Consider the following 14,106-nt stretch of genomic DNA (forward strand, 5'->3'; position numbering starts at 1 on the left):
TATTCAAAATGAAAATATTCTAATACTTATTTTTTAGAATATTTTTTTATTTAATAAAAATCGTAAACTTAAGACAGCTTCTTATAAAATCTATCTTAAATCTTACTTTCATAAAAGTAACAAAATTGTAAACAAAAACCCCTAGATTTTTGCAAAAAAAGTTCTATAATAGTATTTAAAGATTAAAAATCTTATTTTTATAGATATGGTCTAAGAATTTCAAAATAGACTTTTATTATTATTTTATTTTTTATGCACAGGAATATATATTCCTTTATTTTTTAGGGTAATTGCAAAATCAAAATAGCTTATCAAATTTTAGGTAAAGCTATATCTATTTCTCTTTATTTAGGACATAATATATAGATGGAGGGATTAATATGGATATAGAAAAAATGACCGTAAGAGTTCAAAAAAGTTTAAACGACGCCTACAATGAGGCAGTTAAACATCACAATCAACAAGTAGATGTTATTCATCTATTTTCTGCTTTAGTAAACCAAGAAGATGGTTTAATTCCAAATATTTTTGAAAAAATGAATGTATCTGTAGCAGCATTAAAAAGCACTATAGACGAAGAATTAGGTAAAATACCTCAAATATACGGAGAAGGTATATCATCACAAGGCGTTACTGCTTCTAGAAGAATTGAAGAAGTACTAATTAAGGCCGAAGAAATATCTAAAGATTTCAAAGACTCATATATAAGCGTTGAACACGTAATGCTTGCTATGATGGAAACTGAATCTAAATCTGTTGTAGGAAAAATACTTAAAATGTACGGAATTAATAAAAACGACTTCTTACAAGTTTTATCAAGTGTAAGGGGTAGCCAAAGAGTAGATTCTAACGATCCAGAAGGAACTTATGATGCACTAGCTAAATTCGGTACAAACTTAGTAGATTTAGCTAAAAAACATAAACTAGACCCTGTTATAGGTAGGGACGAAGAAATAAGAAGAATCATAAGAATATTATCAAGAAGAACTAAAAACAATCCAGTTTTAATTGGTGAACCTGGTGTTGGTAAAACTGCTATAGTTGAAGGTTTGGCAGAAAGAATAGTTAGAGGAGATGTTCCAGAAGGATTAAAAGATAAAATAATCTTCTCACTTGATATGGGTGCATTAATCGCTGGTGCTAAATATAGAGGTGAATTCGAAGAACGTCTAAAAGCAGTATTAAAAGAAGTTCAAAATGCTGACGGTAAAATAATTTTATTTATAGACGAAATCCACACAATAGTAGGTGCTGGTAAAACAGAAGGCTCTATGGATGCTGGTAACTTAATCAAACCTATGCTTGCTCGTGGTGAATTAAACTGTATAGGTGCTACAACATTTGATGAATATAGAAAATATATAGAAAAAGATAAAGCCTTAGAAAGACGTTTCCAACCAGTAATAGCTTCTGAACCAACTGTAGAAGATACTATATCAATACTTAGAGGTTTAAAAGAACGCTTTGAAATACATCACGGAATAAGAATACACGATAGTGCTATAGTAGCTGCCGCTAAATTATCTGATAGATATATAACTGATAGATTTCTACCAGATAAAGCAATAGACTTAATAGATGAAGCTGGCGCTATGATACGTAGTGAAATAGACTCTCTACCAACAGAGCTTGATATAGTAAGAAGAAAATTATTTACTTTAGAAACAGAAAAAGAAGCTTTACTTGCTGAAGAAGATGAAAAAAGTAAAAAACGTCTTGAAGTACTTGAAAAAGAATTAGCAGAATTAAAATCTAAAGACGACGAAATGACTGCTAAATACGAAAAAGAAAAAAATCAAATACTACAAGTTAGAAACTTAAAAGCAAAACTTGATGAATTAAAAGGACAAGTTGAAAAATACGAAAGAGAATACGACTTTAACAAAGTAGCTGAAATACAATACGGAGAAATTCCAAAACTAGAAAGTCAAATTAAAGAATACGAAGAAAAAATAAGCAGTGGATACGATACAGCACTACTTAAAGAAGAAGTTACAGAAAATGAAATTTCTGAAATAGTATCTAAATGGACAGGTATACCTGTAACTAAACTAGTTGAAGGCGAAAGAGAAAAACTTCTTAAACTCGAAGATGAACTTCACGAAAGAGTTATAGGTCAAAATGAAGCTGTTACAGCAGTAGCAAATGCCGTAATTCGTGCAAGAGCTGGACTTAAAGACGAAAACAAACCAATAGGTTCATTTATATTCCTTGGACCAACTGGTGTAGGTAAAACAGAACTTGCAAAAACTTTAGCTCGTTCATTATTTGACAGCGAAGAAAACATAATAAGAATAGATATGTCTGAATACATGGAAAAACACTCAGTATCTAGACTTGTAGGACCACCTCCAGGATATGTAGGATATGAAGAAGGTGGACAATTGACAGAAGCAGTAAGACGTGCCCCTTATTCAGTAGTATTATTCGACGAAATAGAAAAAGCTCACGAAGATGTATTTAATATGTTCTTACAAATACTAGATGATGGTAGACTTACAGACAACAAAGGTAAAACAGTAGACTTTAAAAACACTATAATAATTATGACATCTAATATAGGTAGTAGCTACTTATTACAAGATCAAGGTAAAATAACTGAAGAAACTAAAAAAGTTGTAATGGACGAAATGAAGAGAAGATTTAAACCAGAATTCTTAAACAGAGTAGACGACATCATAATGTTTAAATCTCTTGATAAAGAAGAAATCTACAAAATCATCGATATATTTATGAAGAGCCTTGCAAACAGACTTAAAGAAAAAGATATCAATATAGAAGTTACAACTGCTGCAAAAGATATTATGGTTAAAGAAGGTTATGACCCTGTATATGGTGCAAGACCACTTAAGAGATATATAGGAAACACTCTTGAAACTATAATAGCTAGAAAATTAATAGCAGGTCAAATTAAAAATGGCGATACTATAGTTGTAGATGGAGACGGAGATAATATAGATATAGTAGTTAAATAATATAATATATAAATGCAAAGAGGCTATCACAAAGTAAGATTTGTGGTAGTCTTTTATTTTTATATTAAAAAAACGTATTATATTGAAACTAACTATGTTATATTTTAAAATATAAGTATAATAAGTCTTTATAAGGGGAAGAGAAAATATGAAACTAAAAAAATACATATCAATTTTAGCTATTTTTACAATTAGTCTATCCATGGTAGGTTGTTTAAAAAAATCAAATATACAATCAAGTGTTACAACGTCAAGTCTAGAGGAAAATTTAAAACAAGTACAAAATTCTACAAATACACTTGCAACAGATTGCGACTATGTTGTGTATGATGCTAAGTCATCTGATCAATATAATAATTATTCACCTTTAAATGTTTTAGATGATGATAGTAACAGTAGTTGGGTTTTAAATGATAAGTATGGAAAAGGAATAGGCGAGTGGATTCAAATAAATTTTGATAAAGAAGTGCAATTAGATAAATTCTATATAGTAAATGGATTAGGATGGAATGGAGATAATAACGAAAGTTATCTTAAAAACAACAGAGTAAAGACTTTGGAAGTTGAATTTTCTAATGGAGAAAAACAAGAGATAAATTTAGAAGATAACAAAGTAGAAGAACAAGAAATAGCTTTAAATAAATCTATAAAAACTGATTACGTAAAATTTACAATAAAAGATATATATGAAGGAAATGAAAGACCAAATTTAACTTGTATTGGATCGATTGGAATAAACTATCCTAGAATCAACGGCAATGAAGATGAACCAACAAATTTTATTGGAATTTATGGTGATTATAGTGAAGAAAATGGCTTATCAAGAATTGTAAAATATATAGATTATAAAAATGGTATGCTGATAGAACAAAAAGTACAATATTTAGCTAATGTTTTAGTAGATATTTTACAATATCAAGGAGAAAATATTAAAATTTCAGAAGATAAGAACGATAAATTAACCGCTAAATTAAATGGTGAAAATTTAATAAGTTGTTTTAGAGATTCGACTTGTGATGGGGTAATTGAAAAAGCTTTGATTGAAAGTAACTTACTTCAATATTACTACGAAGGTAACGATTGGATTGATAATATTCAACTTGATTATGGCGAAAACGTTATAAATGTTACTAATGAAAATTTTAAGAAAGAATTTTTAGACAATAAGGATAATTATAATTATTTAATTGATAAGAAAATCGATGAAAAAGTACCATCTCAAGCTTCTGATAATCAATATAATAAAGTAAATTATACTTTTGAAGAAGCTTTTTATAAAACGTGTGAGTACTTAAAAAATACATATGGTTATAATGGTAATTATATTCTATCTCAAGGATTAGAAAAAGTAGATTTAACTGTGGAAGAGTTTGAAAATGGAGACAAAAAAACGGGATATGTACTTCCGATATCTCCAAAATCAGAAGATGGTGGCATGACTTGTACATCATATTATTTTGTAGATGCGTACACGGGATATATATATAATTATGATAGTGTATTTATAACTGAAATTTTATCAAAATAAAAATTAAACAATTAAAATATTATAAAACATATACAGATAATGACTATTTATATAAATTATATATAGTTTAAAAAAGAGATGCTTAATAGTATCTCTTTTTTAATAAATCATATTATAATATCTATCAATACTTCTTTCTAAACTCAATAAATCAACATGCTTTCCAGTCCTAATACTTTCCTTTCCTTCTATAAATAAAAGAAACACGGGCATAGAAAAAACACTATATTTATAAGCTATTTTTGTATTTTCTTCGCCATTTATTTCATATGCTTTTATATTAGGATAATTTTCTAAAAACTTTTCAATTTTTTCTTTTATAACCTCACAAGCACCACATGAGTTGCCTGTGAAGTAAACTACTGTCATTTTATTTTGATTTATATTTTTTTGTACTAATTCAAGAGTATCTAATTTTATCAATATTATCACCTTATTAAGATATTTTAATAATAGAAATTAAAATCAGCTTCTACGCAAAATGCGTTTCTGCTTAATAATCCTCCATATGATATAGTTATGTAGTTCATTTGAGAATCTAATACTTTGTTTATTATTATTTTATATCCATCTACATCATAACAATTGTCATTTGCATTTGGTTCATCTAGTTCTAAGTCTATTTTAGCTTCAGTTGTCATAGTTATATGTCTTGTAAGAATTCTTATACAAGTTTTATCACTATTTTCTAGAAGCTTATCTAACTCTCTTTTTGCTTCATTTGTTATTAAAATACTCATCTCTTCCATTTTGTCATTCTCCTTAGTATTGTCTTTATTTTTTATTTTATCATAAATTGACTATAAATATGTACAAACTTATTGTTTTTTATTATATTATAACTTAAGATTTAAATTAGATGATAAAACTGCTAGATGTAGAAGAAGTAGATTTTGGACTCGAAATAAATATGTAACATATAATTCATAAACTTAGTATATATTTCATAAACCTGGTATATGATTATAGATACAGATATTTGTTTAATAAATTTTCACATATTGGGAGGTACTATTGTGCACGAAAAACAAATAAGAAAAATATTTGAAGGAATTATATTTTTAATATTCCTCGTTTTTATTTTATATCGAATTGGAGATATATTTGGCATTTTTACAAATATACTTTCTATAGTAGAACCATTTTTAGTAGGTGCTGCAATTGCATTTATTCTGAGCATACCTATGAACTTTTTAGAAAGAAAATTTCCAAGGCTAAAAAGACCGCTTAGCCTGTTGCTTACATTTTTAATATTTATATTAGTAATATTAGTTTTAGTATTTTTAATTGGGCCAAAACTAATAGATACTATTACAAATATAGTAAATACTGTTCCAGAGTCAGTAGAAAGCTTACGCAAACTGCTACAAGATACAAATATAAACTGGGACTGGGTTCAAGATTATCTTGCAAGTGTTGAAATAGACTGGCAAAGCATTAGCAACAAAGTGTTAAGCTTCTTCAAAGACTCTTTTAGTAGTTTATTTACTTCTACATTTGGAGTAGTTACAGGCGTAGTTTCAACAATTATAAGTACAATAATAAGCTTTATATTTGCAGCTTACATACTTATTTCAAAAGAAAAATTAAGCGTTCAATTAAAAAAATTACTATATGCATTTTTACCTGAAAAAATAGTAGATAAAATGGTTGAAGTGGGCAAATTAACACATAAAACATTTACAAACTTCTTTACATATCAATGTATTGAATGTCTTATACTTGGAAGTATGTTCTTTGTAACTATGGTAATACTAAAAATTCCATATGCACTTTTAATAAGTGTTATGATTACAATAATGGCTTTAATACCTATTTTCGGTCTTTGTATAGCATTTATTATAGCCTCAATACTTATTGTTATGGTAAATCCTATAAAAGTAATCGTATTTGCAATCTTATTTGCAGTATTACAACAAATAGAAGGAAACTTAATATATCCTAGAGTTGTCGGCAAATCAATAGGTCTACCACCTATATGGGTTATATTTGTAATAACACTAGGCTCAAGCCTTATGGGAGTTGTAGGTATGATATTATTTATACCACTTAGCTCAGTAATATATACTCTAATAAGAAAATCGGTATATAAAAGACTTAGAAAGAGACAAATACCTAATGATAAATGGCTTTAATATAAATAAATCTCTATTTTAATACTTTTAAATATATAGATTTATTTGAATAATATAGAAAACTATCTCTTATATTTTGAGATAGTTTTTTTGTGCTTTATAATCCATATGAAATTATTTTTATTTATGATATAATTAAAATTTGAGAAGAAATAACAAAGGAGTGGAAATAATTGACAAACACAATATATATAGTTAGACATGGACAGACTGAATGGAACTTACTTGGCAAAACACAAGGACATGGAAATTCAGATTTAACACCAAAAGGTATAGAACAAGCTGAACTTTTAGCAGATAGTATGACTAAATATCCAATAGATTATATCTACAGTAGTGATTTAGGAAGAGCTTATCAAACTGCCGAAATTATCGGAAACAAATTAAGTATAGAAGTTGAAAAAACTGAAGCTTTAAGAGAAATGAATTTTGGGACTTGGGAAGGAAGAATTATAAAAGATATAATTGAAGAAGATCCTGAGTTATATAAAATGTGGAGAAATGAACCACATCTAGCAAAAATTCCTCAAGGAGAAACACTTTCTCAAATAAAAGAAAGAACAGATGCTTTTATAAAAGAAATAAATGAAAAATACGATGGAAAACACATAGTTTTAGTAACTCACTCTCTATGTGCAAGAATTATGCTTTTATCATTCTTAGATTCAGATGTTAAAAACATATACAGAATAAATCAAGCAAATACTGCTCTAAACATAATCGAACTTAGAGATTATGGTCCTGTAGTTATGAAAATGAACGATACTACACATATTATAAATGATACAAAATTAGAAAACAGTGCATTGGAGTAGGATATAATGGCTAAAGTAATAGTTGTAGGAGGCGGACCTTCTGGAATAATGGCAGCTATAAGTGCTGCAAAACAAAACCACAGTGTAACTTTAATCGAAAGAAACGAATTTTTAGGAAAGAAGCTTAAACTTACTGGTGGTGGAAGATGTAATATAACAAACAACAGATATATAGAAGACTTTTTCGATAAAGTCGTAAATAACAATAAATTCTTATACAGTAGCTTTTATTCATTTAGTAATTACGATTTATTAGATTATTTAAGCAGTATAGGTGTAGAATATAAAATCGAAGAAGAAAATGATTCAAAAGTATATACTAAAAACGACAAGGCATTAGATCTAATAAATTCATTAGAAAATGACTTAAGAGACAAAAACGTAAACATAATATACAATACAAAAGTAACAGATTTAATAGTAGAAGATGAAAAAATAAAAGGTGTTGTAGTAACTTCTGAAGAAAATGAAAAAAGCGAAGTGTTATATGCCGACAAAGTAATCTTATCTACTGGTGGAAAAAGTTACGCACATACAGGTTCTGATGGAAGTATGTATCAAGTTTTAGAAAAACATGGACATACTATAACTAAAACACTGCCAGCTTTATGCCCGCTAAAAACATCAGAAACTTGGGTTAAAAATCTTCAAGGTATATCTATGAGAAACGTAAAAATCTCTACAAAGCTTAAAAAGAAAAAAATAAGCAAATGTGGCGATATGATATTTACTCACTTCGGCATAAGTGGTCCAGTAGTACTTATAATAGATTCATATATAAACAAAGTACTAGCTGGAGAACATGTTGAGATATTTATCGACTTTATGCAAGATACATCAAAAGAAGAAATAGTAAGCTTAATTAGAAATAACCCAAATAAAAATATATCTACTAACTTAAAGACAATTCTTCCTGATGGATTTGTAAAAGAGCTTCTAAACATCTTAAATTTAAGCGATGTCAAAGGAAACTCACTTACAAAAGAAGATGAAAACTCTATAGTAGAATATATTAAAAATATGAAGCTTACAATAACATCATCACTAGGATTTAAAGGTGCAATGGTGACATGTGGCGGTGTAAGCACAAAAGAAGTAGATGCATCTACTTTAGAATCTAAAAAAATAGAAAACTTATTTATAACTGGTGAATTACTTGATTTAGATGCTGAAACAGGAGGATACAATCTTCAAATAGCATTTTCAACAGGATATTTAGCAGGACTTAGTTTAAACTAATATTTATTTAAAAATAGGAGAAACACAATGGAAAATATAATAATAGCAGTAGATGGACCTGCAGGAGCAGGTAAAAGTACAATAGCTAAAATAATAGCTAAAAGATTAAACATAAATTACATAGACACAGGAGCAATGTATAGAGCTGTAACTTTAAAATGCCTTCAAAATAACTTAGATGTTAAAGATGAAAATGCAGTAATCGAAATGGCTAAAAAAACATCAATAGATTTTAGAGATAACAATATATATCTAGATTCAAAAATAGTAAACGATGAAATAAGAACTTTAGAAGTGAGCAAAAACGTATCAGATGTTGCAAAAATAAAAGAAGTTAGATACTTAATGGTAGATTTACAAAGAGAAATCGGGAAAAACAATGCAGTAATACTAGACGGTAGAGATATCGGTTCTTATGTATTCCCAAATGCAGATTATAAATTCTTCTTAGTAGCAACTCCAGAAGAAAGAGGCAAAAGACGTTATATCGAGTTAAAAGAAAAAGGATATGACGGAACTTTAGAAGATATAATAAACGATATAATAAGAAGAGACGAAATCGATTCAAACAGAGAATTTGCCCCACTTGTTAAAGCAGAAGGCGCTATAGAAATAGACACAACAGGTAAAGATATAAATCAAGTTGTAGAACTTGTTTTACAAAAAATTAAATAGTTTAAAGGGGAGATAAATTTGACTTTTTATAATTTCATGTTAAAGTTCTTTGGTATGTTTACAAAGACTTTCTTCAAATTTGAAGTAATAGGTATAGACAATATTCCTAAAGAGGGAAATTTAATTATAGCAGCAAACCATAAATCTAATTTAGACCCTATATTTATAGCGAGCGCTGTAAATAAAAGAAGAAAAATGACTGCAGTAGCAAAAGAGGAATTATTTAAGAATAAAATATTAGCATCAATATTAAATAAAGTAGAAATTATACCAATTAATAGAACTAATCCAGGACTAGGAACTATTAAAAGAATTCTTAAATACATAAAAAATAACTACGCTCTTGTTATGTTCCCAGAAGGAACTAGAAGCAAAACTGATGACTTTAATGATGCAAAAGCAGGTCTTTCACTTTTTGCAACAAAAGCAAAGGCAGAGATAGTACCATGTACTATATATTCTAGTTATAAGCTTTTCAAACCAGCAAAAGTATATTTTGGAGAGCCTATATCACTAGAACAATACTATAAACAAAAGCTTACTAGTGAAGATCACACTCGTATAGCTGGCGAAGTTATGGATGTTATAAAAGAAAATTACTATAAGCTTGAAAAAGGCGAAATAAAATAAACAAAAATTCGCTTTGCTCATAGCGCCAACGAATCGGAGATTCCGTTGCTTAAGTTAATTATAATTAAAAAAGTCTTCATTTTAAATGATGAAGGCTTTTTATATAGGAGGATTTTATGGAAGTTAAAATAGCTAAAAATGCAGGTTTTTGTTTCGGAGTAAAAAGAGCTATGCAAATGGCAAGTGATGAGCTAGATGATAAAAGCACGCAAGTGTATTCACTAGGACCTTTAATACACAATAAACAAGCTGTAAATAAATATGAAGAAAAAGGTCTTAAAGTAGTAGAAGAAATAGAAAATATACCATCAAATGAGAGGGTAATAATAAGATCTCATGGTGTTGGAGAAAATATATACAACGACGCTGAAACAAAAAGTGTAAAGATAGTAGATACAACATGTCCTTTTGTAAAAAAGATTCACAAAATAGTAAATGATTTTTCTAAAAAAGGATATAAAATCATAATAATAGGAAATAAAACTCATCCTGAAGTTATAGGAATAAATGGATGGTGTGGAAATAATGCTATAGTAATAAAAAGCATAGATGAAATAGATAATATCGAGTTCGATAAATATGCAAAATACTGTGTAGTAAGTCAAACTACAGTAGATATAGATAAATACGAAGAAATAATATCTAAATTAAACGAAGTATTAAATGACGCTACTATGAAAAATACAATTTGTTCTGCAACTAAAGAAAGACAGCTTTCTGCTAAAAATCTAGCAAAAGAAGTTGATTGTATGATAGTAATAGGTGGAAAACACAGCTCTAACACACAAAAGTTAGTCAATATATGCAAAGACTTAACAAATACATTTGCAATAGAGACAAAAGACGAACTAAATAAAGAAGAACTTAAAAACTACAAATCTATAGGTATAACAGCAGGAGCTTCTACTCCAGACTGGATTATATCTGAGGTTATAGAGTTTTTAGAATCTATATAAAAAAAGTAAGCAAGGAATTATAGTACTTGCTTACTTTTTTGTATAATAAAATTTTATATCGCCACCGACTTCGTCCATTGCTTTAATATATATTCTAATAATACTAAACTTAAAAGTCTAATTGTTATCATATATAAAGATATCTTTAGATGTGCTATTTATATATTTTATAAACTTTCTTACAGCAGGCGCTTGGTATGTATTTTTCTTATATGCCATATATATACTTCTATTACAATCAGTATTTTTTATTTTTATTTGTTTTACTTTAAAATTATCAGGATTTATTATATCTGCAACAAGTGCAATACCAAATCCTTCTGATACAAGACCATAGATTCCGTTTTCGTCTTCGCTTTCACATATAATATTAGGTGTAATATCGGCCTTTTTAAATATATCCATAGTCACCTTCCCTAAAGCTGTACTTTTTTCATATGATACTATTGGATATTTAGATATATCTTTTAAATCTATAACATCTAATACTGATAGTGGATGGTCTTGTGGCACTATTAATAAAAGCTCATCTTTAAATAGCAAATCAAACACTATTTCGGGTTCATCTTCTATATATGAACAAAATACAATATCGTATTTGGAACTTTTTAGACCATCTATTAACTGAGATGTAATCCCCTGTCTAAATGTAAATTTTATATCTTTATTGTCGTCGCTTTCTAAAAATGCCCTCACCTTTTTCGGAATAAAATAAGAAGCTAGAGGTGATATATAAGCAATATCTATGTGGCCTTGCGTATCACTAGTTATTTTTCTTAATTTCTTTTCTCCAATTTCAAGTATTGATAAAGCTTCTTTTACATATTCCAAATAAATTTCACCGTATTTTGTCAAACTAACATTTCTACCTTGTCTTTCAAATAAATAAGTCCCCAATTCTTTTTCTAAGTTTGAAATAGAAAGACTAAGGCTAGGTTGAGATATGTTTAATTTTTCAGCAGCCTTTCTAAAATGTTGTAATTGAGCTACTGTTTTAAAATAATAAAGCTGATTTAAATTCATTTTTAATACCCCTTGCATTATTTTTAAATTAGTATATCATAATTGATAGCTAAAACCTATCAAAAATAATAAAAAATAGTATTAGAATTATGAGAGATTAGGTAATATAATTAAATTATAATAAACGACAAAAAATTAACAAACCAAATATTAATATATATAAGGGAGAAATAAGATGTTAAATACTGTTGAAGTAAGAAATATAAAACTAGGTGAAGGTATTCCAAAAATATGTGTACCTTTAGTAGGAAAAACTAATAAAGAGATATTAGAAGAAGCTAAACTCTTAAAAAATGTGAAATTCGACTTAATCGAATGGAGAGTTGATCACTATAAAGATGTAGAAGATATAGAAAAAGTCAAAGAAATAGTTAAAGCTCTTAGAGATGAAGTTAAAGACGTTGTTATATTATTCACCTTCAGAAGCAAAAAAGAAGGTGGAGAGCTAGAAGTAAGTACTGAATATTATTCAGAGCTTAATAAAACAATAGCACAAACTAAATTAGTCGACTTAATAGATGTAGAATTATTTACAGGAGATGAAATAGTAAAAGATATAGTCGAAACAGCTCACAAAAACAATGTAAAAGTCGTAATGTCAAATCACGATTTTTATAAAACTCCAGCAAAAGACGAAATAATAAACAGACTTTGTAAAATGCAGGACTTAGGTGCTGACTTACCTAAAATAGCAGTTATGCCTAATACTTCAGAAGACGTAGTAACATTATTAGCTGCTACAGAAGAGATGCACACTAAATACGCAAAACAACCTATAATAACAATGTCTATGGGTGCGCTTGGTCTTGTAAGTAGATTATCTGGAGAAACTTTCGGTTCAGCACTTACTTTCGGAGCTGCAAAAGCTGCTTCAGCACCAGGTCAAATATCGGTAGACAAATTAGCTTTAATACTTGATGTAATGCATCAAAGTAAATAAAAAACATAATAATCAGATAGTACACAAATTTTAAACATATATAAAATACAAAAACATAATTAAAATAAAAATTTCCTATGTTATATAAAAACTACAAATAAAAATCATATACATACACAAATAAATAAATTGGAGGAATATTAAAATGGCAGAGAGAATAACAGGTCATACTGAATTAATAGGCTTAATAGCTACACCAATAAGACATTCATCATCACCAAGAATGCACAATGAAGCATTTGCAAAATTAGGACTAGATTATGCATATCTTGCATTTGAAGTAGGCACAGAAGATTTAGAAGATACCATAAAAGGATTTAGAGCTATGAAAGTTAGAGGTTCTAACGTATCAATGCCTAATAAAACAGTAGTTCATAAATACCTAGATAAATTATCAGATGCAGCTGAGATGTGTGGTGCTGTAAATACTATAGTTAATGACAACGGTGTATTAACTGGTCATATAACAGATGGTATAGGATATATGAGTGGATTAAAAGATGCTGGTATAGATATAATAGGTAAAAAAATGACTATAGTAGGTGCTGGTGGAGCTGCAACAGCTATACAAGTACAAGCTGCTCTTGATGGAGTAAAAGAAATATCTATATTTAATAGAAAAGATGCTTTTTATGAAAGAGCTCAAAAAACAGTTAAAGATATAAATGAAAAAACAAATTGTAAAGCTACTTTATATGACTTAGAAGATTTAGATAAATTAAAAGAAGAAATAGCTTCAAGTTATATATTTACAAATGCTACAGGAATGGGTATGAAACCTCTTGAAGGACAAACTTATATACCTGATAAATCATTTTTAAGAAAAGATTTAATAGTTACTGATGTTGTATACGCACCAGCTGAAACAGCACTTCTTAAAATGGCTAAGGAAGTTGGTTGTAAAACATTAAATGGTTTCCCAATGATGTTATTCCAAGGTGCAGCTGCATTTAAACTTTGGACTAACCAAAATATGCCTATAGAACATGTTAAAGAAGTAATGGGTATACAATATTAATAATAAACTTATTACAAAACCTCATTATTGTTGTTAGTTTAATAAAAGGACTGCTAATGCAGTTCTTTTATTATGTTATTTAGTGCGAATTTTAATATTTTAATACTATTTTTGAGATTTATTTGAAAATTTCAACATATTTTGTAAAAACTTTTCCTATTTTAACCAATTT

The 14,106-nt window shown here is 28.2% G+C and carries 13 protein-coding genes; 10 read left to right on the forward strand and 3 right to left on the reverse strand.

The annotated features are described in order from the left end of the window. Nucleotides 1-380: 380 nt before the first annotated feature. Together clpB and RDX53_RS12060 are read left to right on the forward strand one after the other, a co-directional pair. Nucleotides 381-2,975: an ATP-dependent chaperone ClpB gene (gene clpB / locus RDX53_RS12055; protein ID WP_295762614.1), complete on the forward strand. Its 2,595-nt coding sequence runs from the start codon at nt 381-383 to the stop codon at nt 2,973-2,975. 148 nt (nt 2,976-3,123) lie between these two features. Then, on the forward strand, nt 3,124-4,503 hold the full coding sequence (locus RDX53_RS12060; protein ID WP_307994236.1) for a discoidin domain-containing protein: 1,380 nt from the start codon (nt 3,124-3,126) through the stop codon (nt 4,501-4,503). Between the two features lie 99 nt (nt 4,504-4,602). Here RDX53_RS12060 and RDX53_RS12065 read toward each other — a convergent pair whose 3' ends face one another. Continuing rightward, nucleotides 4,603-4,935, reverse strand: coding sequence for a thioredoxin family protein (locus RDX53_RS12065; protein ID WP_295575464.1), 333 nt, complete (start codon nt 4,933-4,935; stop codon nt 4,603-4,605). A 14-nt stretch (nt 4,936-4,949) separates the two neighbouring features. Further along, on the reverse strand, nt 4,950-5,252 hold the full coding sequence (locus RDX53_RS12070; protein WP_022071543.1) for a hypothetical protein: 303 nt from the start codon (nt 5,250-5,252) through the stop codon (nt 4,950-4,952). Between the two features lie 267 nt (nt 5,253-5,519). Here RDX53_RS12070 and RDX53_RS12075 point away from each other — a divergent pair, with 267 nt between their 5' ends. From RDX53_RS12075 to RDX53_RS12100, 6 genes are all read left to right on the forward strand, one after another. After that, a complete protein-coding gene (locus RDX53_RS12075) occupies nt 5,520-6,638 on the forward strand; it encodes an AI-2E family transporter (protein ID WP_307994237.1) in 1,119 nt (372 codons plus the stop codon). A 173-nt stretch (nt 6,639-6,811) separates the two neighbouring features. Next, nucleotides 6,812-7,453 (forward strand): histidine phosphatase family protein, encoded by a 642-nt coding sequence (locus RDX53_RS12080; RefSeq protein WP_055087776.1) that lies wholly within the window; start codon nt 6,812-6,814, stop codon nt 7,451-7,453. Between the two features lie 6 nt (nt 7,454-7,459). Then, nucleotides 7,460-8,692 (forward strand): NAD(P)/FAD-dependent oxidoreductase, encoded by a 1,233-nt coding sequence (locus RDX53_RS12085; RefSeq protein ID WP_307994238.1) that lies wholly within the window; start codon nt 7,460-7,462, stop codon nt 8,690-8,692. A gap of 27 nt (nt 8,693-8,719) precedes the next feature. Next, nucleotides 8,720-9,367, forward strand: a complete 648-nt coding sequence (cmk, locus tag RDX53_RS12090; protein WP_307994239.1) for a (d)CMP kinase — start codon at nt 8,720-8,722, stop codon at nt 9,365-9,367. A gap of 18 nt (nt 9,368-9,385) precedes the next feature. Further along, nucleotides 9,386-9,997, forward strand: coding sequence for a 1-acyl-sn-glycerol-3-phosphate acyltransferase (locus tag RDX53_RS12095; RefSeq protein WP_295734496.1), 612 nt, complete (start codon nt 9,386-9,388; stop codon nt 9,995-9,997). Nucleotides 9,998-10,113: 116 nt separating this feature from the next. Then, entirely contained in the window at nt 10,114-10,953 is an 840-nt protein-coding gene (locus RDX53_RS12100) for a 4-hydroxy-3-methylbut-2-enyl diphosphate reductase (protein ID WP_307994240.1), read from the forward strand. Nucleotides 10,954-11,070: 117 nt separating this feature from the next. Here RDX53_RS12100 and RDX53_RS12105 read toward each other — a convergent pair whose 3' ends face one another. Then, nucleotides 11,071-11,976 (reverse strand): LysR family transcriptional regulator, encoded by a 906-nt coding sequence (locus tag RDX53_RS12105; RefSeq protein ID WP_295676339.1) that lies wholly within the window; start codon nt 11,974-11,976, stop codon nt 11,071-11,073. 175 nt (nt 11,977-12,151) lie between these two features. Between RDX53_RS12105 and aroD the strand changes: the two genes are divergently transcribed. Both aroD and RDX53_RS12115 read left to right on the forward strand, forming a co-directional pair. Beyond that, a complete protein-coding gene (aroD, locus tag RDX53_RS12110; RefSeq protein ID WP_307994241.1) occupies nt 12,152-12,916 on the forward strand; it encodes a type I 3-dehydroquinate dehydratase in 765 nt (254 codons plus the stop codon). Between the two features lie 145 nt (nt 12,917-13,061). After that, nucleotides 13,062-13,934: a shikimate dehydrogenase gene (locus RDX53_RS12115; RefSeq protein ID WP_307994242.1), complete on the forward strand. Its 873-nt coding sequence runs from the start codon at nt 13,062-13,064 to the stop codon at nt 13,932-13,934. Nucleotides 13,935-14,106 lie beyond the last annotated feature (172 nt).

Origin of the sequence: uncultured Intestinibacter sp. (assembly GCF_902468165.1) — a bacterium.
In the GTDB taxonomy this organism is placed as follows: domain Bacteria; phylum Bacillota; class Clostridia; order Peptostreptococcales; family Peptostreptococcaceae; genus Intestinibacter.